Annotated in this window: 21 protein-coding genes; 1 reads left to right on the forward strand and 20 read right to left on the reverse strand. The window is 52.3% G+C overall.

The genetic code is table 11. The features are described 5' to 3' along the window. Nucleotide 1 precedes the first annotated feature (1 nt). The 12 genes from pgsA to PHO67_01450 all read right to left on the reverse strand — a co-directional run bounded on the left by pgsA (nucleotide 2) and on the right by PHO67_01450 (nucleotide 16,876). On the reverse strand, nucleotides 2–553 hold the full coding sequence (pgsA, locus tag PHO67_01395) for a CDP-diacylglycerol--glycerol-3-phosphate 3-phosphatidyltransferase (protein MDD5545801.1): 552 nt from the start codon (nucleotides 551–553) through the stop codon (nucleotides 2–4). Between the two features lie 3 nt (nucleotides 554–556). Next, complete coding sequence (gene lepB, locus PHO67_01400) at nucleotides 557–1,156, reverse strand: signal peptidase I (GenBank protein MDD5545802.1); 600 nt, start codon at nucleotides 1,154–1,156, stop codon at nucleotides 557–559. Between the two features lie 10 nt (nucleotides 1,157–1,166). Next, nucleotides 1,167–2,957 (reverse strand): translation elongation factor 4, encoded by a 1,791-nt coding sequence (gene lepA, locus PHO67_01405; GenBank protein ID MDD5545803.1) that lies wholly within the window; start codon nucleotides 2,955–2,957, stop codon nucleotides 1,167–1,169. Continuing rightward, nucleotides 2,957–4,420 carry a phosphoglucomutase/phosphomannomutase family protein gene (locus PHO67_01410; protein ID MDD5545804.1) on the reverse strand — a complete coding sequence of 488 codons (1,464 nt, stop codon included), beginning with the start codon at nucleotides 4,418–4,420 and terminating at the stop codon, nucleotides 2,957–2,959. The genes lepA and PHO67_01410 overlap by 1 nt, the downstream gene beginning before the upstream one ends. Nucleotides 4,421–4,444: 24 nt before the next feature. Beyond that, the gene (locus PHO67_01415) at nucleotides 4,445–5,716 is read right to left on the reverse strand and encodes a pitrilysin family protein (GenBank protein ID MDD5545805.1); all 1,272 of its coding nucleotides are present in this window, start codon (nucleotides 5,714–5,716) and stop codon (nucleotides 4,445–4,447) included. Next, nucleotides 5,709–6,128 (reverse strand): Holliday junction resolvase RuvX, encoded by a 420-nt coding sequence (ruvX, locus tag PHO67_01420; GenBank protein ID MDD5545806.1) that lies wholly within the window; start codon nucleotides 6,126–6,128, stop codon nucleotides 5,709–5,711. The genes PHO67_01415 and ruvX overlap by 8 nt, the downstream gene beginning before the upstream one ends. Further along, nucleotides 6,125–7,192, reverse strand: coding sequence for a sugar phosphate nucleotidyltransferase (locus PHO67_01425; protein MDD5545807.1), 1,068 nt, complete (start codon nucleotides 7,190–7,192; stop codon nucleotides 6,125–6,127). The genes ruvX and PHO67_01425 overlap by 4 nt, the downstream gene beginning before the upstream one ends. 22 nt (nucleotides 7,193–7,214) lie before the next feature. Further along, the gene (gene trpA / locus PHO67_01430) at nucleotides 7,215–8,009 is read right to left on the reverse strand and encodes a tryptophan synthase subunit alpha (GenBank protein MDD5545808.1); all 795 of its coding nucleotides are present in this window, start codon (nucleotides 8,007–8,009) and stop codon (nucleotides 7,215–7,217) included. 58 nt (nucleotides 8,010–8,067) lie between these two features. After that, nucleotides 8,068–9,258 carry a tryptophan synthase subunit beta gene (trpB, locus tag PHO67_01435; GenBank protein MDD5545809.1) on the reverse strand — a complete coding sequence of 397 codons (1,191 nt, stop codon included), beginning with the start codon at nucleotides 9,256–9,258 and terminating at the stop codon, nucleotides 8,068–8,070. An 83-nt stretch (nucleotides 9,259–9,341) separates the two neighbouring features. Next, nucleotides 9,342–9,647: a hypothetical protein gene (locus tag PHO67_01440; GenBank protein ID MDD5545810.1), complete on the reverse strand. Its 306-nt coding sequence runs from the start codon at nucleotides 9,645–9,647 to the stop codon at nucleotides 9,342–9,344. A gap of 5 nt (nucleotides 9,648–9,652) precedes the next feature. Beyond that, nucleotides 9,653–15,454, reverse strand: coding sequence for a FecR family protein (locus tag PHO67_01445; protein ID MDD5545811.1), 5,802 nt, complete (start codon nucleotides 15,452–15,454; stop codon nucleotides 9,653–9,655). 18 nt (nucleotides 15,455–15,472) lie between these two features. Continuing rightward, nucleotides 15,473–16,876: a tetratricopeptide repeat protein gene (locus tag PHO67_01450; protein ID MDD5545812.1), complete on the reverse strand. Its 1,404-nt coding sequence runs from the start codon at nucleotides 16,874–16,876 to the stop codon at nucleotides 15,473–15,475. Between the two features lie 284 nt (nucleotides 16,877–17,160). On the opposite strand from PHO67_01450, the gene PHO67_01455 reads away from it, so the two are divergent. Further along, complete coding sequence (locus PHO67_01455) at nucleotides 17,161–17,676, forward strand: PEP-CTERM sorting domain-containing protein (GenBank protein ID MDD5545813.1); 516 nt, start codon at nucleotides 17,161–17,163, stop codon at nucleotides 17,674–17,676. Nucleotides 17,677–17,683: 7 nt separating this feature from the next. Here the strand turns inward: PHO67_01455 and PHO67_01460 are convergent, their stop codons facing one another. Genes PHO67_01460 through PHO67_01495 form a run of 8 tightly spaced genes read right to left on the reverse strand, consistent with a single transcriptional unit; the run spans nucleotide 17,684 to nucleotide 25,966 of the window. Next, nucleotides 17,684–19,576 carry a CHASE2 domain-containing protein gene (locus tag PHO67_01460; protein ID MDD5545814.1) on the reverse strand — a complete coding sequence of 631 codons (1,893 nt, stop codon included), beginning with the start codon at nucleotides 19,574–19,576 and terminating at the stop codon, nucleotides 17,684–17,686. Next, nucleotides 19,573–21,570 (reverse strand): ATP-dependent DNA helicase, encoded by a 1,998-nt coding sequence (locus tag PHO67_01465; protein MDD5545815.1) that lies wholly within the window; start codon nucleotides 21,568–21,570, stop codon nucleotides 19,573–19,575. Before PHO67_01465 ends, PHO67_01460 begins: the two co-directional genes overlap by 4 nt. Then, on the reverse strand, nucleotides 21,571–22,428 hold the full coding sequence (htpX, locus tag PHO67_01470; GenBank protein MDD5545816.1) for a zinc metalloprotease HtpX: 858 nt from the start codon (nucleotides 22,426–22,428) through the stop codon (nucleotides 21,571–21,573). Nucleotides 22,429–22,442: 14 nt separating this feature from the next. After that, nucleotides 22,443–22,985, reverse strand: a complete 543-nt coding sequence (locus PHO67_01475; protein ID MDD5545817.1) for a PilZ domain-containing protein — start codon at nucleotides 22,983–22,985, stop codon at nucleotides 22,443–22,445. A gap of 14 nt (nucleotides 22,986–22,999) precedes the next feature. Next, nucleotides 23,000–23,620: a phosphoribosylanthranilate isomerase gene (locus PHO67_01480; protein ID MDD5545818.1), complete on the reverse strand. Its 621-nt coding sequence runs from the start codon at nucleotides 23,618–23,620 to the stop codon at nucleotides 23,000–23,002. Continuing rightward, entirely contained in the window at nucleotides 23,614–24,390 is a 777-nt protein-coding gene (gene trpC / locus PHO67_01485) for an indole-3-glycerol phosphate synthase TrpC (GenBank protein MDD5545819.1), read from the reverse strand. The genes PHO67_01480 and trpC overlap by 7 nt, the downstream gene beginning before the upstream one ends. Then, nucleotides 24,387–25,397 (reverse strand): anthranilate phosphoribosyltransferase, encoded by a 1,011-nt coding sequence (gene trpD / locus PHO67_01490; protein MDD5545820.1) that lies wholly within the window; start codon nucleotides 25,395–25,397, stop codon nucleotides 24,387–24,389. The genes trpC and trpD overlap by 4 nt, the downstream gene beginning before the upstream one ends. Next, the gene (locus PHO67_01495; protein MDD5545821.1) at nucleotides 25,397–25,966 is read right to left on the reverse strand and encodes an aminodeoxychorismate/anthranilate synthase component II; all 570 of its coding nucleotides are present in this window, start codon (nucleotides 25,964–25,966) and stop codon (nucleotides 25,397–25,399) included. The genes trpD and PHO67_01495 overlap by 1 nt, the downstream gene beginning before the upstream one ends. Between the last annotated feature and the right edge of the window lie 4 nt (nucleotides 25,967–25,970).

The raw sequence follows: 25,970 nt of genomic DNA on the forward strand, positions 1-25,970 counted from the left end.
GTTATTTTTTCCCGTGCGTCCCGTTCAAGAGCCTTGCCCCGCGCAATATGTAACCGATGCCCGACGCAAGGGTAAATATCACCGCGAGGTACCATATATATTCTGAATGCTTGTATAGCAAAAGGACGCTGATTATCGCCATCATCTGGAAGAAAGTGGTCAGCTTCCCGAGCACGCTGGGCGCTATCTTGATTTCGCCATTGGTCAGGAAAATTACGATGACGCCTATGGCTATAATTATATCGCGGCTGACAACGATTATTGGCACCCAGAGCGGCAGCCTTATGCTCCCGCTCCAGACCGTGAGCGCGATAAATGACGTTATGAGCAGGAACTTGTCGGCTATCGGGTCCATTATCGTGCCTAAGGGCGTCTTTTGTTTGAGGACGCGCGCCAGGAAACCGTCTATGGCGTCGGTAAGCACGGCTATCACGAATATCGTGAGCGCTATGAATCTCAGATGGTCCTGTTCCGGCTTATAATAGAGGATGAGGCCTAAAAAAACCGGCGTCAAGAGGATCCTGAGTATCGTTATCTTGTTTGCGATGTTCATACCCTATTTGTCGGTTATGATCTGCATCCTGTTGAACGGCATCAGGACGAAGACCGCCTTTCCTATAAGGCCGCTTTTCGGCACGAACCCCCAATACCTGCTGTCTTTACTGTTTGCGGAATTATCGCCCAGGACAAGGTAGGAATCATTCGGCACGGTTATGGGCTTATCCCCCTGCCAGACATCACCCCTATTGTAATAATAGATGCGCCTGAACGCGGGAGGGTCTTCCACTACTTTGCCGTTCAGGACGATCTTGCCGTCCTTGATCTCGACTGTGTCTCCCGGGCCGGCGATGAACCTTTTTATGAACGAGACCTCGGGGTTCGGCGGCGGCGCCTTGAAGACTACTATGTCGCCGGTCTTCGGCTCCCTGAATCCCGGGAGGCGGAAGTTTACGAACGGCAGGCGCGGCCCGTAAATGAATTTTACTACGACGATCCTGTCGCCGATAAGGAGGGTCGGTATCATCGAGCCGGACGGGATCTTATAGAACTCGAATATGAAGATCTTGATCACGAACGCCAGGAGAACGGCGACGACGATTATCTCGACCGTCTCCCTGAACCAGGATTTCTTTTTCTTGGCCTCTTTATCAGTCATTTTTCTCCCTTTAGAGTTTAAGGACCGCCATAAAGGCTTCCTGCGGTATCTCGACTTTTCCGAACTGCTTCATGCGTTTCTTGCCTTCTTTTTGCTTCTCCCAGAGTTTGCGTTTTCTCGATATGTCGCCGCCGTAGCACTTCGCGGTGACGTTTTTTCCGACCGGCCTGACCGTCTCCCTGGCGATTATCTTGCTTCCTATCGCCGCCTGGAGCGCTACCTCGAACAACTGCCTGGGGATAAGCTCCTTCAATTTAGTGACGAGCTGGTTGCCCTTCGTATGCGCGTTGTCCTTATGGATAATGAACGAGAGCGCGTCGCACGGTTTGCCGTTTATAAGTATGTCGAGCTTCACGAGGTCGCTCGCTATATATTCCTTGAACTCGTAATCCAGCGAGCCGTAGCCCCGGGTCATCGATTTTATTTTATCATAAAAATCCACAATAATCTCGGATAAAGGGAACTCATAGATGAGCATCGCCCTTGTCGGGTCGAGATACTCGGTCGATTTGTATATCCCCCTTCTCTCCTGGCATAACTGCATCACGTTCCCGAGCGAATCCGATGGCGATATGACGAACGCCCTTATGAACGGCTCCTCGATCTCGTCGATCTCCTGCGGGGCCGGGAGCTTGCTCGGGTTCTCGATCTCGACCGTCTCGCCATTGGTCTTTATGACTTTATATACGACGCTAGGCGTGGTCGCGATGAGGTTAAGGTTATATTCCCTTTCAAGGCGTTCCTGTATGATCTCCATGTGAAGAAGGCCGAGGAAACCGCAGCGGAATCCGAACCCGAAAGATACGGAGGACTCGACTTCATATATAAAGGAAGCGTCGCTCAGTTCCATCTTTTCCAGCGCGTCCCTGAGGAACGGGAAGTCCTTTGCGTTTACCGGGTAGAGGCCGCAGAAGACGAGAGGCCTTACTTTCTTATATCCGGGGAGCGCATCGGCCGCCGGCCTCCTGAAATCAGTTACCGTATCACCGACATGGACCTCTTTTGGCACCTTGATATTACAGGTGATGTAGCCGACCTCTCCGACCGAGAGTTCATCGACAGCGACAGGCGCAGGCTTGAATACGCCCACCTCTTCTATGTCGTAGACGCGGCCGGTGCCCATCATCTTGATCTTCATTCCCTTCCTGATCGTCCCGTTCTTGAGCCTTATATATACGACGACGCCCTTGAACGTATCGAACGCCGAGTCGATTATAAGCGCCTGCAGGGGGTTTTCTGTTTCGCCCTTCGGAGCCGGTATTTTGTCGACGATCGCCTGTATTATCTCGTCTACGCCTATCCCCGATTTAGCGCTGGCCATTATCGGCTCTATCTCAGTCAAATGGAGCGTATCCTTGAGTTGCTGGACCACCCTATCCGGTTCGGCGCTCGGCAGGTCTATCTTGTTTATTACGGGGATGATGACGAGGTTGTGTTCCCGCGCGAGATAGAGGTTGGCGACTGTCTGGGCCTCGACGCCCTGCGCCGCGTCGACGACGAGAAGCACACCCTCGCATGCGGCAAGCGCTTTTGAGACTTCGTAGGTGAAATCGACGTGGCCGGGCGTATCGATGAGGTTGAGGATGTAATCCTTCCCTCCGGCCGAATGGTTTAACCTTACGGCTTTGGCCTTGATGGTGATGCCGCGCTCCCTCTCAAGGTCCATACCGTCGAGCATCTGGTCGTGGAATTCCCTCTGGGAGATAGCCCCTGTCTTCAGGAGCAGCCTGTCGGCTAAGGTCGATTTCCCGTGGTCTATATGCGCGATGATGCAGAAATTGCGGATTAACGACTTATCCATTATTTGATCGTTTTGGACATCCTGTCGACTATGGCGATGAGGTCCTTGGCTTCCTTGTCGGTATGAGCCTCGCTGTAGACCCTGAGGATCGGTTCTGTGCCCGAAGGCCTTATCAGGAGCCAGCTCTCGTCGTCGAAGATGAATTTCAGGCCGTCGTAGGTCTTTATGTCGACGATCTTACGCTTGAATATCTTTTCTGAGCTTTTTCCCCGCTGATGCGGGACTTCGCCCTGCAGTTTCGAGAAGAGGACCTTGACGACTTTTTCCCTGGTCTTAAGCGGTATCTCGACGTCCTGCCTGTGATACCTGAATTTGCCGAACTTCTTTTCCATATTTTCTATAAGTTCGAGTATGGGCTTCTTCTCCTGCTGCATCATCTCGACGAGCAAGAGCCCGGTCAATATGCCGTCCCTTTCCGGGATGTAGTTCTTCACGCCTATGCCGCCCGATTCCTCCCCGCCGACCAGGACGTTCTCGCGCTGCATCAGTTTCGCGATGTGCTTGAAGCCGACCGGCGTCTCGAAGAATTTCAGGTTATAATACTTCGCTATCTTGTTCATGAGCATCGGTCCGGCTATATTCTTGACGAGCGCCCCTCTCCAACGCCTGTTCTCTATGAAATGCAGGGCGATAAGGCACATTATCTCTCCCGGGTTAATGAACCTTCCGCCCGGGGCGACCGCGCCTACCCTATCTGCGTCGCCGTCGGTGGCCAGGCCTATGTCGTACCTGCCCCTCTTCATGATCTCCATCAGTTTTGGCATGTTATGCGGGAGTGGCTCAGGCTTCAGCCCTTCGAATGAAGGGTTCGGCTCGGCATTGATAGTATCTATTTTTACCTTAGTGCCTTTTAAGACGGCCGCGTGATAACTGTTCCCGGCCCCGTGCATCGCCTCCGCCACCACTTTGAGGCCGCAGTTCTTCAAAAGGTCCAGGTCGAGATATTTCCGGACCGCGTCGAGATATTTCGGCATCGGGTTTATCACCTCGACCTTCTTTGTCCTGACGGCCTCTTCGAGCGATACGGTCTTTACCTTATTCTTGTATAGGAAGGCCTCGACCTTATGGGTCACGGTCTGGTCCGCAGGAGAGCCGAACGGCGTCTTTATCTTGAGCCCGCTGAACCTTCCCGGGTTATGGCTCGCGGTGATGATGAGCCCTCCGTTCAAACCCAGCAGCCTTATATTGTAGCTTGTCGTCGGCGTAGGCGACGGCCTGTCAGAGAGATATGTCTTTATGCCGTTGGCGGCCAAAACCTCTGCTACGGCCTGGGCGAATTTATCGGATATGAAACGGGTATCGTAGCCGATTATGATACGGCGCGGGGCCTTGAATTCCTTATTGAAATGATCTGCGCATGCCTGCGCCACTATCCGCACATTCTCAAAAGTGAAATCCTCGGCTATCAGGCCTCTCCAGCCGTCTGTCCCGAATTTGATCTTCGATTCCTCTGCCTTCTTCATCTTATCTCCTATTTTGTTTGCTGCTCACCCGATATGCAGGACTTCAGAAATATTTTTTTCCCCGGACTTGTCCGCGGTCCCTATGACGGCCATATTCAGGCGCCGGTCAACGAATACGCGCCCGGCGACCCGCCTGACGTCATCAGGAGTTATTTTTTCGATCTCGGCGACGACTTCCTGCGGCGCGGGGATCTTACTTTCCGCCGAAAGATGCTCGCCCATCCATAACATCTGGTCAAGCGTATCCTCCAACCCCAGGAGAAGCTGGCCTTTATAGAACTCGCGGGCGCGCTCGAACTCATCCTTGCCCACGGTCTTCTCTTTTATCTTTTTAAGTTCCTTCATTATAAGTTCGGTGGCTTTTATCACATTTTTGTTGTCGAGCCCGGCTGAGATGAGAAAAGCGCCGGTATCGTTCAATTTTTTGGTGTGGGTATTTATTTCGTATGCCAGGCCCCGTTTCTCGCGGATCTCCTTAAAGAGCCTGCTCGACATATTGCCGCCCAGGATAATATTCAGTATCGTCAGGGCGTATTTATCGGGATCGCCGCGGCCGAAAGCGCGGATCCCTATCGCGAGGTGCGCCTGCTCTGTTTCTTTCGAGAGCGACTTAAAATTCGGCCTCTTCTGCGCCTCCGAGGCATTTTTATATGAGGATTTTATTCCGGGCCGCGCGGCAGCCAGGTATTTTTCGCAGGATGAGAAGAACCTGTCCGAATCAAGGTTCCCGGAGGCTGAGACTACTATATTTGCGGGATTATAATATTTATTTTTATAACCGGATATATCGGTTCTCTTCATATCCGAGACGGTCTCGACCGTGCCGGCGAGGTTCCTGCCGAGAGGCTGGTCCGGCCAGAGCAATTCCACAAGCATCTCCTGGACGTGGTGGTTCGGAAGGTCCATGTAAAGTTTGATCTCTTCCTTGATCACCGTCTTTTCCTTTTTAATATCGCCGGGATCGAGTTTTGCGTTCAGGACCATGTCCGAGAGGATGTCGAGGGCAATGTCCATATCCCTGCTTAAGACCTTGACGAGATAGCAGGTGAATTCCTCGGAGGTGAAGCCGTTCATCGCCCCGCCTCTACCTTCGATAGCCTCTTTTATATCGTCATTCGTCCTCTTCTTGGTCCCCTTGAAAAGAAGGTGCTCCAGGAAATGAGATACGCCGCTTACCGCCTTCGTCTCGTAACGCGCCCCGACGTTAAGCCAGATGCCTATAGAGATAGAATCCCTGTTAGAGATCTCCTTGACCACGAACCGCGCGCCGTTGTCGAGGGTCTTGAATTTATACATTATGCTTCAGCCTTTCGAGGTATGATTCGAGGATCAGTTGCGCGGCCATCTTGTCTATGACGCTCTTCCGTTTCTTTCTCGATACATCGGCGGATATCAGGAATTTTTCGCTCTCTTTAGTGGAAAGCCTCTCGTCGTAGGTATAGACCGGGATCGAGAGGCGGCCCTTGAGGGTCTCGACGAATTCGTTCACCTTTTCGGCGCTCTTTCCTTTAGTCCCGTCCATATTTATCGGCATGCCCACGACCACCGACTCGGCCTTGTATTCCCCGACGATCTTCTCTATCTCTTTCAGGTCGGTCTCAGGGTCTTTCCTTGTTATGACGGTCACACCCTGGGCTATTATGCCGAGCGGGTCGCTTACCGCAACCCCTATCCTTTTCTCTCCGGCGTCCAGCGCCAACACTCTCATAGGCATTTCTTAAGGTCCTTGTCCGATTTCATGAGCCCGACAAGCCTCTTGACGTCCTGCGCCCTGTCGCGGCTGCAGACGAGCACGCAGTCGCCGTCGCGGACCACTATAATATCGGATACGCCTATTGTCCCGATTATGCCCTGCGAGGATACTATCACCGAATTTTTAGTGTCTATCTCCTTGTGGGACCCGATCGTGAAATTGCCGTCCTTGTCTGTCGTGAGATGGCGCGCGAGCGAATCCCAGGAGCCGAGGTCGTCCCAGTAGAACTTCCCTTCGACCGCGAATATCCTCTTCTCTTTTTCAAGGACGCCGTAGTCTATCGAGATCTCCTCGAGGTTGGGATAGACGCTGTTAAGTTTCCCGTAAAAGCTGAAATGGCCGATGCTCGGTTCCAATAGCTGCAGTCCGAGATACAGCCTCGGCAGGTTCTCCTTTATCGCGTCGAGGATGCTCGTCGCTTTCCATATGAACATGCCGCTGTTCCAATAATACCTCTTCTCCTTCAGGAATTTCATCGCGTTCCGGAGGCTGGGTTTTTCGACGAACGCCATTACCCTGTGGACCTTCGCCTTCAGGCCCGGGCCTTTTATCCTGAACTGGCCGCTTGTGTCTATCCTCAGGTAGCCGTATCCTGTCGCCGGGAAAGTAGGTTTTACGCCGATCGTCACAAGGCCGTTAGATGCCTCGGCGACCTTCACTCCGGTCAAAAGCGCGTCTATGAATTTATCCTTATCCTTTATGAGGTGGTCCGAAGGCAGGACGATCATCGTCGCCTGGGGATCAAGTTTCTTAATTATCATCGCGGCGAGCCCGCATGCCGCCGCGGTATTTTTCGCGGCCGGCTCGGCGATTATGTTCTTTATGGACGGCAGGTCGGCTTTTATCGAGCCCAATTGCTCCTTGTTCGTTATGACGTATATCCTCTCATTGGGCACTATGGACCCTATCCTGTCTACAGTCTCCTGGATAAGGGAACGCCTGCCCATGAGCTTAAGCGTCTGCTTCGGGGTCTTTGCCCTGCTCTTAGGCCAGAACCTCTCTCCTCTTCCGCCGGCGATAATTACCGCATAGATATTTTTATTAATGGGAGGCCTCCGCTAATTTTTGGACGTAGTCGCCTACGCGTATTATGAAATCCTTGCGTTTAGAGTCCTTCTCTATCTCTTTAACGATCGCCGAGCCGACGATGACGCCGTCGGCGACCCTGGCTATCTCGCGGACCTGCCCAGGCCTGGAGACGCCGAACCCGACGCAGACAGGTTTATCCGAATACCTTTTTATCAGGCGGACGCGGGATGCGAGCTCTTTCGGGAGGTTCGCCCGCGCGCCGGTGATACCGGTGAGTGAGACGTAATAAATGAAACCTTTCGATCCCTTCGAGACTAGCCTGATCCTGTCGGGCGTGCTCGTCGGGCTTAATAAAAATATCGTGGCGAAATCCCTCTTCTTGGCTTCAGCTACCAGGTCTTCCGCCTCATCCGGCGGCAGGTCCGGGATGATGACACCGTCGACGCCGTTTCCCGAGCAATCCGAGACGAATTTCTTCAATCCGTATTTCAGGACCGGGTTATAGTATCCCATGAGGATTACAGGTATCTCCGTGGAGTTCCTTAACCCTTTGACGAGCTTGATTATATCTTTTAGCTTTGTGCCGCGTTTCAGGGCGCGCTCGGACGAGGCTTGTATAACCTGGCCGTCGGCGACCGGGTCGGAGAAAGGCACGCCGAGCTCTATGATGTCGACCCCGCGCTTATCGAATTCAAGCACGAGTTTTTTCGTAGTCGAAAGGCCGAAATCCCCGGCCGTAAAGAACGCGACCAGCGCCTTTTGCTTTTTCTTTCTAAGTTCCCTGAATTTTTTATCTATTCTGTTCACCCCGCAACCTCTCTATTATTCAAAATTTATTCTCCCGCACTTTATATGAATGCGGGGTTCATCTTCTTGACGCCAATGTTTTCGAGACCATATCTACGTCCTTGTCCCCTCTTCCCGAGAGGCATACGACGACGATATCGCTCTTTTTATGTTTCCGCGCGTGCTTCGTGAGGTACGCTATCGCGTGCGATGATTCGAGGGCCGGTATTATGCCTTCAGTCTCAGATAACAACTGGAACGCGTCCAGCGCCTCGTCATCTGTCACCGATTCATATTTCGCGCGGCCTATTGATTTAAAATAAGCGTGTTCCGGGCCGACGCCCGGGTAATCGAGTCCCGCGGATATGGAATGGGCTATCTTTACCTGGCCGGCTTTATCCTGGAGAAGATAGCTCTTGCTCCCGTGCAGGACGCCCACCTCTCCTCTTCCGAGGGTCGCGGCGTGCAAGCCGGTAGACAAGCCGCGTCCGGCCGCCTCCACACCTATGAATTTTACTTTTTTATCGTTGAAGAAGGTATAGAATAAGCCCATCGAATTAGAGCCGCCTCCGACGCATGCCAGCAGGTAATCCGGCAGCCTGCCTTCAAGCTTTAATATCTGGCGCTTCGTTTCTTTTCCTATTACGGATTGGAAATCGCGGACCATCATCGGGAAGGGGTGCGGGCCTGCAACCGAGCCGATGCAATAATGCGTCGTCCTGACGTTCGTGACCCAGTCGCGCATCGCCTCGTTCATCGCGTCTTTTAAAGTCTTGCTTCCGCTTGAGACGGGCGTCACCTTTGAGCCGAGCAGGCGCATCCTGAATACGTTCAAGGCTTGGCGTTCTATATCCTCCGTGCCCATAAAGACCTCGCATTCGAGACCGAAGAGCGCGGCGACAGTGGCTGTTGCCACCCCGTGCTGGCCGGCGCCGGTCTCGGCGATGATCCTCTTTTTGCCCATCCTGAGTGTCAAAAGCCCCTGGCCCAGGGTATTGTTTATCTTATGCGAACCGGTATGGTTGAGGTCCTCGCGCTTAAGGTATATCTTTGGGCCCTTCAGCCTTTTAGTGAGGCGCTCCGCGTAATATAGCGGGCTCGGCCTTCCGGCAAAGTCGGAGAGATAATAATCCAGTTCTCTCCTGAATTTTTTGTTGTTTTTAGCGGCGTTATATCCGCGCTCAAGCTCGTCGAGCGCGACCATCAGCGTCTCCGGGACGTATTTGCCCCCGAAGATGCCGAAATGGCCTTTTTTGTCAGGCAGACTCACGTCATAACCCCTTTATTTTAAGTAAGTAAACTTAAATATTAGCACAGAGTCCAAGAGTAGTCAATTTATAATTAGGGCGGGACCTACTTTGATTTGAGGTTTTTGTCGAGGATCTCTATCCGCGAATCGGCCTTTTTCTTGTGCTGCAGCGCGAGGCGTTCTTCTATAACAAGGTCAAGCTGTTCTTTCAGCGTATTAGGAGTGATCTTTAATGAAGGATTTTCACTGATGCGCAGCGCGAGAGCCATCTTCAGGTCTTTATTGGTAATAGGCTCGCCGTTGACCGTCGCTATGACTTTTTCGACCGGCTGGACGGCAGCCGGTTTTTCAGCCGGCCTGCCGCAGCCTAACAATAAGAAAGTAGCTAAAAGTAAGAGTATTTTTTTCATTAAATTCATGGTGTTAAAACTCCGGCTACCACTTCATCAAGTATATACGAGGTTCCATCGTAAGTTATTGAACCGGCGGCTTGACCTGTGGCCGTTGAGCCATTTATCTGACCAAGGATATCTGCAGTATATGTGGTTTCAGTTATGTTGGTATATGTATGGTTGAGATAATCGGAAAGGTTAGAAATAGTATCTATCTCTCCTATGACAGGAAGTGCCGACCGAATTAGCTGACCATAACCGACAAATATTCCAGTATCATATACGCTTAAATCAATACTGCCAGCAATCAAGTTGGCATTTCCGGATACGTCGGTAAGTAATGCGGTATAGGTTTCGGTTATCGGGACCTGGACCATATCGGCTAACGCGACTTGGTCAAAACCTAGCGCGCTTGTCGCGATCTCGGCCAAGTCTACCCAATCGCCCTCCACTTTGGCGTTCCAGGTCGTATCTACATTAGTAATGTCGGAGATGGTGCCGTCTACCATGCCTACCCATAACGTATCTTCTCCCTCCGTGTGCATCCCGAAAGAAACGCCGTGGAAACCATTTGAGCTCGCGGTCCCAAGTAAATATCCATCGACCACGCCGTCATCATAAGACTTGATGCCTAATGCCAGCCGCCAGTTTGAATTCTCCTCTATATTTCCTGTGCCTGCCAGCATACCACTGTATGTACCCGTATCAGGCATGCCTTCGGGGATCCCCAGGTTTGTAACCGCTTCTCCTCCGAACAGGCCGGCCATAAGGACGCCGTTAATATTGCCCCATCCGCTCCCTGCGACATCGATCTCGTTTGTTATTATATGTTCCTCTTTCAGATCGATTATCTGTTCATATCTTCCGATGGCGAGCGCCTCCCATCCATCGGTGTCATTATATACGCCGGCGATATTTCCGGATATCTCGCCTAACCTGGTGCCGTAGAGAGTGACGCCGTTCATCGTCGCCAGGAATCCGTTGTCCGTCCATTCCGACCCTGATATCACAGCGACCCAGGGGCTGCGCCCGTAGATCCTGTCGCCTTCACCGGCCAAGACCGAATTCCACGCGCCGGTTGGCAGAGACGCGTAGGCACCGCCCGCCGACGCGCGCCACAGACCCCAGTTTTGGTCACGAAGCTGAATATGTTCGCCGCTGACAAAGCCGCTGACGTTGCCGTTTATAACGGCGTCTAAATCGCCGTATTCAAATACTACGTCTATATCATCATTCATCACGTCCATTAAAAAGAGCTCAGGCGATATATCAGTCTGCTGGCCGGGATAAGCGGTCATATTTCCGTAAGCGTCAAACATGCTTATCGACGGATAGAAAGCGCCGTTGACGTAGGCGGGATTACCTGTCCCGTCGGAAGATAACACATACCCGGCGAGATAATCGTCATCGCCGTCGGCGTCAAGATCGCCGGCATTACGGACATAAATGGCTGCCAGCATGCCTTTAAGCGAGTTATTTAATGTTGTGCCTCCCACAGAACCGTATAGCACAGAGTTCCCGTTGGTGACCGCAACAAAATCCGAACCCCAGAGATTGTAGTAACCCGCGCCGTCTTCATTGATATCCGGATTATCGTAATTGCCGAGTATCGTGAACTCCGGCGAATTATCCCAGAGCACCCCAGTACTGCCTAGGACGCCGTTGACATATCCGTAATCGAGCATATCGTAATCGCCGAAATATCCGTCGATCATCATTCCGCCGGTCACAAGCGGTTTCTCCACCCACCCGCCTATAGCCGAAAGGGCGAACGTCGAATACCCCTCGCGGTCGTTATATATGCCGCGGGCGTCTCCGAATATCGTCGACATCACGTTTCTTTCAAGGTCTATGGCGGTGCCGAATACGTCGCCCACTATCTTGTTACCGGAAACGCTGCTGTTCGAGATAGTGACGAGCTCATAATAGTTGTAGTAAGGTTCGTCACCGTCGTAATAGCCAAGCACAACCGCGCCTTCTTTTGCGTTCCCTTCATACCACGGTTCTCCCCATTCTCCGGCGAGGGTGATGTTGAACAGGCCCCACGGGTTATTCGCGATATAGTATGAACTTTCGCTCGCTGAGCCATAAACTAAATTAATGCCGTCGAACGATCCTCCGACCATATATTCCGCGTGATAGCCGTCTTCGGCAAATCTTTCGAAGAGGTCTTCAGGAGAGACTACGGTGCCGCCCATCGCCTGCCGGTATAGCGCGCCTTCAGCCTGCCACATCTCTATTTCATCGTTGTACCTTCCGTTGATATCGCCGTGAAGCAGGCCGACAGCCCCGTTCGCCGCATAAATGGCCCACATGCTGCCGTCGGACATTGATCCGTCCTTCCAGATGCCGGCGGAGAAGCCTTTAAAAGCGCCGCCGTCGAGAGTAGTCGAATTATCCAGTTCGGCATTATAGCTTTCTATGGGAGTGTTCCACAACAACGGGTTTTCTTCCGCGTAATTGTAGAATTTACCCATCGCCAATACCGGGAATGAAGCCTCATTCCACCACTGCTCGACTGTCGAGCCGATCAACCCCCATTCCTCGCCCGCTTTATCTATATAGCCGTAATTGTCATAGTATAAGCTGCGGACCTCATAACCCCACAGGCCGCTTAGGGTAAGCCGTCCGCCGTTCCAGACACCGGCACCGACTCCCAGCCAGTCGCCCTCGCCTTCCCCTTCATATATTCCGAGTATCTTGCCGTCAATATTGCCCATCTTTGTATAGGTGATGAATTTCCCGTGCAGTTCGGCATCCACATCTTCTATGTAGTCGGATACCTCATCCCACGTCCCGGTCAAATCGGCCATCCAGTATCCGTAATCGTCGTTGAGGTAACCTTCACCTTCTCCGTCTCCATATTTAAAATAATAGGCGCCGAACGGATCATCCCCGCCCATAACGCCGGACCACGTAGTTTCGGATCCGGGGTCATCGTTTTCAAACCAGCCGGTGATCGTCTGCCCGTAGACGCCCCAGTTCTGCGCTATTCCGCGTTCGTGATCGACTATCGATAATGTCCGGAAGTCATCTTGACCGTATATGTATCCGCCCGTCGTTAAGGTGCCGGAAAGATAACCGTACCCTTCGGTATTCCATATGGGGAGCTCTTCCGCGGGGATGCCCAATTCCCCGGCCGAGACCATTTGGGTCTTTGTCATCTCTCCCTGCAGGAGGTACATCCCGATATCCGTCGAATACGCGCCCTTCAGGTCGCCTGACATCACTCCGGCATTGCCGGCCGGGTCTATATACAACAGCCTCGCAAGTCCGAGTAATTTTGCATCCTGTCCGTCGCCGGCTGTGAAGCCGAAAAACGCGCCGCCGTCATATGTAGTATATGGTCTGGTTTCATCGCGCGGATTATCGCTGCCCATATTCTCAAACCAGATAAACGGTTCGTAAAATTCTCCCTCATAGCCTTCGCCGTACTCAGGGTTGACGTCCGGTTCCACGTACCCTATGGAAGTGACATTGAAGGATCCCGCGCCCCAGAGGTCTCCGGTAGTGCCGAATAATCCGCGGAAATCGCCGTCATGGAAGTAATCGCCGTAATTATAAGTATATAAACATATGTCAAAGTCTCCGCTGGAGGTCAGGGGTTCTTCTCTGAAGCCGCCCAGCCCTATCCCTTCGAAACCTTCTCCCTCAATGTTGCCCAGTATCGTACCGTAGTATGTACCTAACTTATCGTAATCAAGGTAGGTTCTGAGTATGTCTATTCTTACGGCGCCCGAGCCATCGTCAACGCCCTCAAGCGAGACGAAAAATCTTCCGCCGGCATCACCGTAGTACCCGCCTGCCGCTCCGAGCCAATTATTCAGGTTATGCGAGTTAGAATATCCGCCGTTATATACGTCTCTCCATATACCCCAGTTCTCTCCGGCGATCGTTTTTATGTCCTCGTCGAAGACGACGTCGAACTGACCGCTGCCATTACCGAAATAGGCGTTCAACCAGCCGTTGCCGGTACCGTCCTCCCACCCGTATTCCTTGCCGGGCTCAAGCTGGGCCATGGGTATTGTATAGAGGTCCCCGGTGCCGCTCAAAGTGCCTGCCCCGGCTAGCGAGACGCTATTCGTACCGGAAAAATATCCGAAAAGGTTACCCGCTAAACCGGAAGGATCTATATATATAGAAGATACAACGCCTTCCCAACTGTGCCAGCTTCCTCCGGCCCAGCCCGTAAAAGCTCCGCCGTCTGTGCTGGTGCCGTACACTTCTCCGTGCCAGAGGCTGTAGCCGGGATTTTCATATGAACCGGCAGCGTTAGTGGAGAAGATCCCTGACCATGGGACGGCAAGGGCTGTCGTGTTTGAAAGGTCTATCTCGATACTATTAGGACCTTCTAGCCCCTCATCGGGCCCGAAAGCGCCTTCGATCCTTCCTGAAAGATAAACGGGTAAAGTCGCAGAGCCGCCGCCTTCGCCGCCGGTCGTACCGCCGCCCACTCCCGTATTGTCGGTAAATATCTTGTCGCTGAAAGGATTCTGGTTCCAGTTGGTGTCGGGGTTATCACCTGTACCTCCTCCAGTACCTTCAGAATATCCCTCAGGGGCGGAATAACCTTCAGCCCCTCCTTCGACATCCCATCCCTGGTTCCATTGTGAACGTTGCTCATCGGTGACATGGATCGGGTTCGATACATTACCGTTCCCGTCGGCGCCGGATGAGGTTCCAGCTGCCACATTTTGGATGATTCCGGATATCATGCTTTTCAAGACACCGTTACCGTCTTCGAAATATGCGCTTGTAAGATTAGGCAGGATGTTAAGGAAAAGGATCGTGCCGCGGACGGAAGCGACGGCTGTCGGGGTCTTGACTTCAAATTTGGAATTGCCTTTAAGTTTCTCTACTTTGGCGCGGAGTTTGCCCTTCTTCGACTCAAAGAGGCTCTCATGCTCTCCGCTCCCGGTCTCCTTGAGGCGTGTTATAGTGAAATTCGAGTCCTGTTGTAAAGTGATGACATCACCGTTCTCGACCCTGAATTCCACTTTTCCGTTCTTGTTCGTCTCTATTGTATCGCCGCCTCTGAGGGTCTCGTTCACTTTAGCGTCGTGCCATACGGCCGAGCCGCCGTTCTTGACTTTAACGCTTCCGGAGAGTTTGACGATGACCGCCTTCATCTCGCCGGGTTCGCTGTAACCCTCGGCCGCCGCGGATTCCCCGGCAGGGGCTTTCGCTATCAGAGTATCTTTTTCGTGCGCGGTTCTCTCCATGGCAAGGATCGTCCTGGGAGAGGTAGGCCCGCTGTCCGCGAGTATTACCGATGACTCCCCGCTCTTTATCTCGACCTTCTTTTCGGGAGCGGCGGAGCTTGAGAATGACAAGCTGCCGTTCAGGACCGTCGCCGAGGTCGCCGATTTCTGGTAGGCCACTACGACATCGGTCCCTTTTATGCTTCCGGAGGCGTTAGGGGTATTGATGAGGAAATTATCTTTGCCCGGAGCTTTGGAGACAACCGCTCTTATCTTCCCGCGTTCTATGTTCAAAACGGCCGCTATACGTTTTCCGTCGAGGCCTACCCTGTAATCCTTGATCTCAAGCCTGGTTTTTTCCGAGAGGGTGACGACAGACTTGTCAGAGAACGTTAACTCCGCCTTAGAGATGCTCTTCGTTCTCAGGATGTCTCCCGCAGATACATCCTCTCCGCCTTTTACCGGCACCGCTTCGGTCCTACCCGGGCTAAGCAGGTCTACATTACCCTCGGCGGCGGATACCCTGCCTATCACTTCGGCGCTCGCCGTGACGGCGAAAGCAAGGGACGCCGCGGTAAGTATAAATACTCCCGCCGTTAATAGTTTTGCGGTCCGGCTTTTCATCTTACATATCTCCTCATTTTAGAATTTGTATTGTATCCCTAAACCGTAAATGCTTCTGTCGTAATCGTAGACCGCTATATTCGAATGGTCCTTCACGTAGGTGTACCTGAACTGCAGCTCCGCTTCCTTCCAGAAGTTATACGCGAGCATGGAAGAGACCGTATAGACCTGGTCATCCCGCTTTTTCCCGAATATTGTGTTCGTATCGGCGAAGTCCTGGAGGAAAGCGTCGCCTGCGATGCTTAGCTTAAATTTTTTAAAGAAAGGATAGAGGATCGTCGCGGTGAACCTGTTGCCGAGATAGTTCCAGTTCACGCCTTGTGTATATTCCCTATTCAGCCCGTAATGGAGCCCGAAGAAACCTTTATTCTCCGCGAAGAAGAAAAAGTAACCCAGGCCACCGCCGAAATCATTCGAGTTCCTGTTCTCGTCGGGTATGAAGGGGTCGCGGGCAAAAGCCTTCTTCTGATACTTAAAATTAGCCTGAAGCATGTGCCTTCCGCCGATTATGTAATTGACAACGGGGCTGGCGCTGACCGTCGTCATATATTTGGTCCTTCCTACATCGGTATAGTTATATCCCGCGGCGATGCCCAAAGTCCCATTCTTGAAATAATAATTCGGCGTTACCACGACGGTCTGGCTCAGGACATCGTAAATGCCGAGGTCATTCTGGTGCGCGAAGTACAGGGAATACTGGCCGTCGAGTCCCAGCTTATCATTTAACTTCAGCCTGCCCTGGCCCATGAAGTTCACGACTTCCCTCCAGTCAGCCTCATCGCTGATGCCGGTCGCGACAGTATCGTCGCCGGGCTTAAGCAGGACGTTCGTGTCGTATTCCCCTCCGATGCTGACAGTCGCCCTTAGGGGCCTCTCAGCCTCCTCTTTTCTCTTAAGGGCCTCCATATATTCGCTGGAAAATGACGCGAGGTCGGAGTTGGGGTCGAGGATTATTATCTCGTGAAATACCTTTTTAGCCTCGGCGAACCTCTTCTCCTTTAGGTGCGCGATGCCTATCTGGTAATCGGCGGCCCGGGCGAGCGTCGGGTCGATAGCTTTTGCGTTCTCGAAGGCTGTTATCGAGTCCATATTTTCGCCGGCCTTCAAGAGCACAAGGCCTTTCAGGAAAGCTGTCTGCGAGGGCTTGATATTTTCCTTTTCCGCCGTCGCTATATAAGACTTCGCCTCGTTTGTCTCTCCCAGTTGATAGAGCACTTCAACAAGCTCGACAAGCGCTTCCTTGATCTTCGGCGTAAGCGTAACCGCGTCGGTTAACTGTTCTTTCGCGAGCTTATAGTCCTGCAGCTGCTTATAAGTTATACCGAGGTAATAGGCGGCCAGGCACGAATTCGGGTCCTCCTGCCTTGCCTTCTTAAGGAGAACGACCGCTTCATCGAAGTTCTCTCTTTTATACTGACTCATGCCTTGCTCAAGAGACGTATCAGCGGTTGCGGTATTGAAGATAAAAAAAGAAGATATAAAGACGGAAAATATCATTACCAGGAGGGCTTTTTGCGGCATTTATGCTCTTCCTTTTGTTTTACTAGATTTGTTTTTAAAGATATAATACGAAGTATGCCGTAAGATGAAATAACTCTATCATTTCCTTATAATTATGTCAAGATAAATATCTTGACATAAGGCGCCAAATCGCATATTATACTACAAGCGACCAAAATCTAACCGTTGAATCCAAGGGGCTTTATATGAAAAAACTATCCATTATTTTGCTGGTGGTAGCTTTTCTCTCCGTTGCTCACTCTGCATTTCCCGATACTTTCGATACTTTACAGGGTATTGTTTTTTATCCATTTTCCACCGCAGAACATTATACAGAGATCCATAATTTCGATCTTGGGCAAACCCCCTATCTATATTTAGAGCTTCCGTCGGGAAATTACGGTTTTTATACGTCCTCTATTGAAACTAACTGGTATCACGGTGACTCAGATGAAGGCGGCTATACTGCATTAGGTATAGAACGACTTGTCTACAATAATAATCCGACCCCGACCTTATCCCGGGACTGGAGCAACCCGTCTAATATCGGCACCTGGTATATCTCTGCGAATTGCACTATTGTTGGTACTTCGTATTTAACCGGACAAGCCAACACCTGGTTCACAATCAGCGACCCGAATGCTGTCCCGGAACCCGTCAGCACTATCCTGTTTTTGGCAGGCGGGGCGACACTCGCGGTAAGACGCCTGCGTAAAAAGTAATTCCCTTCTATTCTATTTTCAATATAATCACCGTCATGTCGTCGTGTTGGGGCGTGCCTTGGCTGAATTTCTCGACTTCCCCTACCAGCTTATCGGCCAGGCCCTGGGCCGAAAGCCGCCTGTTCAATAATGCCGTATCGAGTATTTGTTTCTCGCCGAATTCTCTCTTGTTCTTGTCCCTCGCCTCTGATATGCCGTCCGTATACATCACGAATACGTCTCCCGGTGAAACATCGAACTCATCGGCCGTAAACTCCGAGCCGGGGATTATACCTATGGGGCTTCCGACCGATTGCGTCAGCGCCACCACGTCCCCGGAATCTTTCACCCAGACGAGCGGGTTATGGCCGCCGTTCGAATATTTTATCTTCCTCTCCTTGGGTTTGTAGATGAGGTACTGGAGGGTGACGAACATCCCGGAGACCCCTTCTTCAACGAGCCTGTCATTTATCGCGGTAAGGGCTTCATCCGGTTCGTTGAAGTCATGGGAAAGACCGCGGAAATCCGCCATCGCCTTCGCCATGAACAGGGCTGCCGGGACGCCTTTGCCTGAGACATCTCCGATGACGATCCCCAGCCTGTCTTCCTTCAATTTGACGACATCGTAAAACAATTTTATGAAATCGTAAAAATCCCCTCCGACATGTTTTGCCGGAACGAACTTGACCCCTAATTCGACGCCTTTAGTCCCCGGAAGGTTTTGGGGCAATAGCGACTGCTGTATCCGGCTTGCTATCTGGAGCTCTTTTTCTATAAGGCCCTTCTCGAACCTCGTTATAATGAACTGGTTAAGTGTCACGGCAGGATACGCGACGCACAGCAATATCAGTATGCTTACATAATCCAACCATATATTAAAAAAAGAAAATGAAATATACGATATAGCCGATATTCCTGCTGCCAGGACCGCGAAAAAAGCCAGACCCTCGAACGGGGTCCTTTTCGGGAGAGTAAGACCGATGGCTGAGCCGATAATAAGGAGTATAAGTAATATTCCCGGCCTGTATACCCGATCGATGAAATCCTTTTTAAGGATCGTGTTAATCGCGCTTGCCCTTATGCCTACGCCCGGGTATAAGCTGGACATCGGAGTAGACCAAAAGTCCTCGCTTCCGGTCGCGGTCAACCCTATGATGACGATCTTGTCCTTCAGCATCTTAAGGTCTATGGCAGGTTTTTCGCCGTCCTGCGCCTGTACGCCGGCCAATGCCACGGCCGCGTAAGATGCCCTTTTAAATTTGGCGTATTCTCCGGGATAATTTATCCACATCATCCTGTTCGCGTCAGTCCTGACATTGAGTTTCTCGGGTGTTGTGCCTAAAAAATGCGCGGCCACGAGCGCGTCCAAGGATAAGTATTTTTTTCCTTCATGGGTGAGCTCTACCGGAACCTTCCTGACTTTCCCGTCCGGCTCTACTAGGATGTTCACGAAACCTACGCCTTTGGCGTTCCGCTGCAGTTCCGGCAACGGCAGGGTAATATCCCTGGGCTTGATGATGTTCTTCCTCATGTCGTCCTGGCCGAGGTCGAAAAAAGCCGAATAGAATATGTTGCCGGTTATCTTGGTCTGTTTAGATAGTTTTATGTCTTCCTCTGGCTTATCCTCCTCCGGTTCGCTGAAGATGATATCGAAGACTATGGTCTTGGGGCCGTAATCATCTATGATATCCAGCAATTCTGCGTGATATCCCCTGTCCCACGGCCACCTGCCGAAGGCCTTAAGGGCCGCGTCGTCTATCTCTATGATGACTATATCGGGACTTGCCGGCCGCGGGCCGCGCATCTTGAAAAGTAAGTCAAGCCCCTGGTATTCAGCGAGCTCAAGGATGCCTGTCAGGTAGGCAAAGCCTATGACCGCCGCGCAAATTAGCCCTATTAAAAGCCCGCTTTTCTTTTTCATTCTATTATTATCTCGCATTCCGGCAAGGCTGACAAGAATTTCCTGCCGTATGGTTTTTGCAATATCCTGCTGTCCAGGATAACGACGATGCCGGTGTCGTATTTCGTGCGCACCAGCCTGCCGAAGCCCTGCTTTAATTTCAATATCGCCTGCGGGAGGCTGTAATCCTGGAACGGGTCCCCGCCTTTATCCTTTATCTTTTCCATCCTCGCTTCTGCGATCGGGTGGTCAGGCACGGCAAAGGGCAGCCTCGTGATAATAACGTTGCCCAACGCCTCGCCCGGCACGTCGACGCCTGTCCAGAACGAATCTACGCCGAATATCACCGAGCCGACGTCGCGTTTGAAAGCCTCGAGCATCTTGGTGCGCGGGAGCCCGGCGCCCTGTTTTAATACGGGGATGCCGAGGTCATGGAGGAAAGGCGCGGTCTCCTCATATACGTCATCCATGAACCTGTAACTCGTGAACAGGACGAACGCCCTCCCCTCGGTCCGTTCGAGGTAATCTTTCAGTTTATGGACCACTTCCGCCTTGTATTTATCGTAGTCGTTAGGGTCCGGCATCTTTTTCGGGATATGGATCTTCACATTATTTGCGTAATCGAACGGTGAGCCCAGTAATTTCTCGTCGCACCTCTTTAAGCCGAGGCGGCTTTTTATGTATTCGAAATTCTTCTCGGTCGATAACGTGGCGCTTGTAAGCACGACCGTGTCTATCCTCGAAAAGAGCGTCCCGTTGAGCGCCGGGGCGATGTTGATGGGCGCGCACTCGAGCGATATCCTGCGCCTGCTTGCGGCCCGCAGGCTGCCCGATGCCTCCGCCCAATAGACGTAATCCGGCGCGCCCATCGACAGGGACATTTCCAATGCCTGGATTAGCGCGTCCGTCCTGTTCATGTAATACTTGAAATCCATCTCTTCTTCTTTGGAGCGTGCCCGCTCGAACTTGTCCTCGAGCATGCGGGAGAGAGCCTTGAGCGGTTTTGAAAGGCAGTCATCCGTGAAATCCGGCTCACTGACCCTGCGTATGGTATCCCTGTCGAGCCAATCCGCGACGCCGTCAAAGAAAGTGTCCGAGGCCTTCTTCAGGTCGGAAACAAAGTCTTTCAGCCCGTCATCGCTGACAGAAGCAAGGAACCCTTTTTTCTTCGACGGGTTATACAGGGAATCGAGGAGGTATTTTACCCTGAAGTTAGATATCTCATGACCGAGATGTTCGGTCGCGACATCTTCAATCGTATGCGCTTCGTCGAAGACGACGCACGAGTAATTCGGAAGGAGCGAGTACTCGGATTGGCGCAAGGCAAGGTCGGAGAAGAAGAGATGATGGTTCACTATCAAAATATCCGCTTCCTGCATATTGCTGCGCGCCTTCATAAGGAAACAATCATTCCTGTAAGGGCACTTCTTCCCTAGGCAGGTGTCCGGCTCGCAGCATACCCGCTCCCATACCTTCGGGCTGGGCTCCTCGCTGAAATCCGAACGCGAGCCGTCTGTCGTGACCTTGGACCAGGCGAGGATATTCCGCAGGTCGCCGACCTCCTCCTTTGATTCGAAGAGGTCCGTCTTTGAAGAGAAGACCCTGTTGAGCCTCCTGAGGCAGAGATAATTAGAACGACCCTTTACCAGGCAGTAAGTGAAGTCGAACGGCATGACGGACTTGATGAACGGGATATCTTTTTTTATGAGCTGTTCCTGGAGGCTGATGGTGTTTGTGGAGATGACCGCTTTTTTACCGGATGAGACCGCGGAATCTATCAGGGGCACGAGATAAGCGAAGGATTTACCGACGCCTGTGCCGGCCTCGGTTATAAGGTGCCTCTTCTTCCTGATGGCGTCCTCGACGGCCTTTGCCATCTGACCCTGCTGCGGGCGGAATTCGTAATCTTTAAAGGCGTTCGCGAGCAGCCCGCCCTTGCCGAAAAATCCCTCCGCGTCGATATTAGCGGCCTGATCATTCGTGCCTCTGAGCAACGGGCTGTTAGGTAAGATCATCTATCTCGGGCTTATTGCAAGTTCCTCCAGCCGCGCGATCCTGCGTTCGATAGGAGGATGCGTGCTGAAGAGGTTAGTGAAGCCGCCGCCTGTAAGCGGATTGACGATAAATAAATGCGCGGTCGTCGGGTTCGCCTGCATCGGTACCTGGCGGGAGTAATTATAAAGCTTCCTTAACGCGTTCGCCAGCGATAAGGGCCTTCCGCTCAATTTGGCGCCGGATTCATCGGCCATATACTCCCTCGAACGGGAGATCGCCAATTGTATGAGCGTCGCGACGATGGGAGCGAGAATGGCTATTATCAACAGGGCGAGCGGGTTTCCGCCTTCCCTGTCGTTATTCCTTCCGCCGATACCTCCGAATATTGCCGCCCATCTCGCTATATTTGAAAGCATGTATATCGCGCCGGCGACTGTGGCGACTACGGTCATGATCAGGGTATCCCTGTTATGGACGTGGGAAAGCTCGTGGGAGATGACGCCTTCGAGTTCGTCGTCGCTTAATAAACGCAATATGCCTTCAGTCACGGCCACAGAAGCGTGCGCAGGGCTGCGTCCCGTAGCGAACGCGTTAGGTGTCTCGACGGGGATTATATAGATCTTCGGTTTCGGGATATCGGCCTTGGTCGCCAGGTTCTGGACTATCCTGTGGATCTTCGGGTAATCCCGCAGCTGCGCCTCCTTTGCCTTATACATCATCAGGACTATCTTGTCGGAGAACCAGTATGAGAAGAAGTTCATCAGGACCGCGAGGCCGAAGGCTATGATCATCCCGTTCCTGCCGCCTATAAAGTTCCCTACAAAGATAAGCAGGAGCGTAAGTAATGTCAGGAAAAATACCGTTTTAAATACGTTCATTTTTAAGCTACCTCCTAAAGATTCTTTATCTCGGATACTTCCTTATCTATCAGGTGCGCGACTTCGGAGATCTCTTTGATCGCGTTATCGACCGCCTTCTTGAAGTAGATGGCACCGGGATGCCTCTCCCCGAGCTCGACCAGGCGCGCGCCCATGTCTATCAGCGTCAGGTACATCTTCTTGAGTTCCTGGGCATCCTTGTAGTTCCTGAACTTCCTGTTCAGGAACTTTACCAGTTCCTTCTTCTCTTCCGTGTCGATCTTCGTGAACCTTACTCCGATGCCGGGATAATACGTGGGATTCTTGTCCTTATCGGCTATCCAGGCCACCCGCCCGGTAACGTCTATGGGATGGGAGACCGTCGGCAGTGAGAACTCCAGGTCCATGTCCATCCCGAGCTTGAATTTCTTGTTGGTCTTGAGGAAGAGGCCGTGCTGGGCGAAATTTTTCGTCCTGAAAAGATAGGCCTTGCTGCTCGCGGACTTATCCTTTTTTCGGTGCCACTTGACCTCGACGTCCAGCGCCAGGCGGCGGTGCAACCTCTTGTTGGAAGCCATGTTGGATCCTTTCGCTAGTTAATATCTTTCGCTTTTTCGATGAAACTCTTCATCAGGCCGTGGTCCTTCCTGCCCGGGCCGGCCTCAAGCCTGCTCGAGGCATCCACAGCGTAAGGCCTTACCTTATTTATCGCCGACTTAACGTTGCCGGCGTCGAGTCCGCCCGCGAGGATCACGGGTTTCCCGGATCTTTTTGCTTTTACGGCCAGGGACCAATCGAATTTGACGCCCGTGCCACCGCTCTTTCCCCTCACGCACGAATCGAGCAGGAAAGCGTCGGCCGGGTACCTGCCCAACCCTTTCAGGCTGTCCCTGCCGCTGACGCGGACCGCTTTTATTATTTTATAGTATTTATTGAGCCCTTTGCAATAGTTCGGAGATTCGTCCCCGTGCAGTTGGAGGAGGTCGAGCCGGCAATCGCGGGCTATTTTAAGCACTTTTCCTTTTTTTTCGTCTACAAAAACCCCCACCGCGGCTACGTATGGGGGCAATTTCATTATTATATCCTTCGCTTTCTTCGGTGTGATCCCCCGGCGGCTTTTAGCGAAGACGAAACCCAGGGCGTCGGCCCCGTAACGGCAGGCCGCCGCGGCGTCTTTATAATTGGTTATTCCGCAGATCTTCACTTTTACCAAGCCATCACCCTCTTTACCTCTGCGCCGATGTCGTCTGCCTCCATGAAGACAGCCCCGATAAGTACGGCTTTTACTCCTATTGAAGCGAGGGACTGCACGTCTTCCGGTTCCCTGACGCCGCTCTCCGAGACGATTATCTTTCCGGGCGCAACCTTCGCGATCAATTCGCGCGTTATATTAAGGTCAGTCTCCAGGGTTCTGAGGTCCCGGTTGTTGATCCCGATTATATCCGCATCTATCCCTAGCGCCTTGTCGAGGTCGCGCTGGTCGTGGACCTCTATGATCACGTCCATGCCGAGGGATTTGGCCTCATGGAAGAGCGCCTTAAGCATTCCCCTGTCGAGCGCAGCGGCTATAAGGAGCACCGCGTCGGCGCCGGCTATTGCCGTCTCATATATCTGGTATTCGGATATGATAAAATCCTTACGAAGGATAGGCAGGTCAACGGCCTGCCTTACCGCTTTTAGATGGTCCATGCTCCCCTGGAAATATTTATCCTCGGTCAGGACGGATAACGCTGCCGCCCCGCTCTTCTTGTATATCCTCGCGATCGCCTCCGGGTCATAATCATGCCTTATTACGCCGTGCGAGGGCGACGCCCTTTTCAATTCGGCGATCAGGTTTATCCTGCCGCCCCTGGAGATAGCCGCCTTGAAGCCGCGGTTCTTGACAGGGGAAGCCGTCCTCTCGATCTCGTCGAGAGGCAAACTTTCCTGCGCTTTTTCCATTTTGTGTTTCTTGTGTTCGATTATATCTTCGAGACCTATCATGAGCTTGCCGCCTCCTTTAATTCCTGGAGTTTCCCGAGTGCCATCCCGGATTCTATCGACTCTTCGGCTGACTTTATGCCCTCTTTGATGCTCGAGGCCTTATCCGCCGCGTATATGGCGCAGCCGGCGTTTAACACAACAATATCGTACTTAGGGCCTTTCTCGCCGCTCAGGATATCCATCGCTATCTTCGCGTTCTCGGCGGGCTCCCCGCCTTTCAGGTCCCCGGGCCTGGCCTTCTTTATCCCGAAATCCCGCGGAGAGATCTCGTAGGTCTTTACTTTCCCGTCTTTGAGTTCGGATATCCGTGTCCTGTCAGTCGTGGTCACTTCATCTAGCCCGTCTTTCCCGTTGACGATGAGCGCGTGTTTTGAGCCCAATCTCCCGAGAGCCTTCGCGATGGGTTCGGTCAATCCCGGGTCGTATACGCCCAATAACTGGTTTGTGGCTCCGGCAGGGTTGGTCATCGGGCCCAGGATGTTAAATATCGTCCTTATGCCTATCTCCTTGCGCGGGCCTATTGCGTATTGCATCGCCTTGTGCAGCGCCGGCGCGAAGAGGAACCCGATGCCGGCTTCATCTATGCACTTCGAGACCGTATGTTCCTCCGCGTCGATATTTACGCCCAGAGCCTTCAGCAGGTCTGCGCTCCCGCATTTGGAAGAGACGCTCCTGTTGCCGTGCTTGGCGACGATCACCCCGGCTCCTGCCGTGACGAAAGCCGTTATCGTCGAGACGTTAAATGTCTGGCATTCGTCGCCGCCGGTCCCGCACGTATCGAGGACGACAGGGTGCCTCGTCTTTATTTTCGTGGCGTGCCTGCGCATGATCTCGGCCGCACCGGTTATCTCTTCGATCGTCTCTCCCTTTATCCGCATAGCGGTCAGGAAGGCGGCGATCTGCGAAGGCAGGGCTTGGCCTGTCATCATCTCCTCCATCGCGAGCTCTATCTCGTTCTTGGAAAGGTCTTCGCATTTAACTAATTTGGCTATCGCTTCCCTTATCATTATCTCTTTAGCTCCAGGAAATTCTTCAGTAATCTTTTCCCGTCGGCCGTCAAAATCGACTCCGGGTGGAACTGCACGCCCCAGACAGGGAATCTTTTGTGCCTCAGCCCCATAATCTCTTTCTCTTTCGTCTCTGCCGTTATCTCGAGGGATTTCGGGAAAGACTTACGCTCCACAAGGAGCGAATGGTACCTTGTCGCGTCAAAGGGGTTCTTTAATCCCTTGAATATATCTTTGCCGTTATGGTATATCTTCGAGGTTTTGCCGTGCATCGGCCTCTCGCCCTTTACTATTTTACCTCCGAATACCTCTCCTATGCATTGATGCCCCAGGCATACGCCGAGGATAGGAACTTTTCCGGCGAACTCGCGTATCACCTCGTTCGAGATGCCCGCGTCTTTGGGGAATCCCGGTCCCGGAGAGATGACTATCTTTTTAGGGCGGAGCGCTTTTATGCTCTTCAGGGTCATCTTGTCATTCCTCACGACCTTAAGGTCCTGGCCCATTTCGCCCAGGTACTGGACGAGGTTATACGTGAACGAATCGTAATTATCGATGATTAGGATCATCTCA

The sequence above is a fragment of the Candidatus Omnitrophota bacterium genome, assembly GCA_028716565.1.
Taxonomy (GTDB): Bacteria; Omnitrophota; Gorgyraeia; order Pluralincolimonadales; family Pluralincolimonadaceae; genus Pluralincolimonas.

What these genes read in the sequence shown, in the direction of transcription:
- PHO67_01415 (MDD5545805.1), bottom strand. Translation starts at nt 5,716, where the DNA reads ATGTATAAATTCAAGACCCTCGACAACGGCGCGCGGTTCGTGGTCAAG.
- trpC (MDD5545819.1), bottom strand. Translation starts at nt 24,390, where the DNA reads ATGATAGGTCTCGAAGATATAATCGAACACAAGAAACACAAAATGGAA.
- PHO67_01440 (MDD5545810.1), bottom strand. Translation starts at nt 9,647, where the DNA reads ATGAAAAAAATACTCTTACTTTTAGCTACTTTCTTATTGTTAGGCTGC.
- PHO67_01495 (MDD5545821.1), bottom strand. Translation starts at nt 25,966, where the DNA reads ATGATCCTAATCATCGATAATTACGATTCGTTCACGTATAACCTCGTC.
- htpX (MDD5545816.1), bottom strand. Translation starts at nt 22,428, where the DNA reads ATGAACGTATTTAAAACGGTATTTTTCCTGACATTACTTACGCTCCTG.
- PHO67_01450 (MDD5545812.1), bottom strand. Translation starts at nt 16,876, where the DNA reads ATGAGTCAGTATAAAAGAGAGAACTTCGATGAAGCGGTCGTTCTCCTT.
- PHO67_01445 (MDD5545811.1), bottom strand. Translation starts at nt 15,454, where the DNA reads ATGAAAAGCCGGACCGCAAAACTATTAACGGCGGGAGTATTTATACTT.
- PHO67_01475 (MDD5545817.1), bottom strand. Translation starts at nt 22,985, where the DNA reads ATGGCTTCCAACAAGAGGTTGCACCGCCGCCTGGCGCTGGACGTCGAG.
- PHO67_01465 (MDD5545815.1), bottom strand. Translation starts at nt 21,570, where the DNA reads ATGATCTTACCTAACAGCCCGTTGCTCAGAGGCACGAATGATCAGGCC.
- ruvX (MDD5545806.1), bottom strand. Translation starts at nt 6,128, where the DNA reads ATGAGAGTGTTGGCGCTGGACGCCGGAGAGAAAAGGATAGGGGTTGCG.
- PHO67_01410 (MDD5545804.1), bottom strand. Translation starts at nt 4,420, where the DNA reads ATGAAGAAGGCAGAGGAATCGAAGATCAAATTCGGGACAGACGGCTGG.
- pgsA (MDD5545801.1), bottom strand. Translation starts at nt 553, where the DNA reads ATGAACATCGCAAACAAGATAACGATACTCAGGATCCTCTTGACGCCG.
- PHO67_01455 (MDD5545813.1), top strand. Translation starts at nt 17,161, where the DNA reads ATGAAAAAACTATCCATTATTTTGCTGGTGGTAGCTTTTCTCTCCGTT.
- trpD (MDD5545820.1), bottom strand. Translation starts at nt 25,397, where the DNA reads ATGATAAGGGAAGCGATAGCCAAATTAGTTAAATGCGAAGACCTTTCC.
- PHO67_01460 (MDD5545814.1), bottom strand. Translation starts at nt 19,576, where the DNA reads ATGAAAAAGAAAAGCGGGCTTTTAATAGGGCTAATTTGCGCGGCGGTC.
- lepA (MDD5545803.1), bottom strand. Translation starts at nt 2,957, where the DNA reads ATGGATAAGTCGTTAATCCGCAATTTCTGCATCATCGCGCATATAGAC.
- lepB (MDD5545802.1), bottom strand. Translation starts at nt 1,156, where the DNA reads ATGACTGATAAAGAGGCCAAGAAAAAGAAATCCTGGTTCAGGGAGACG.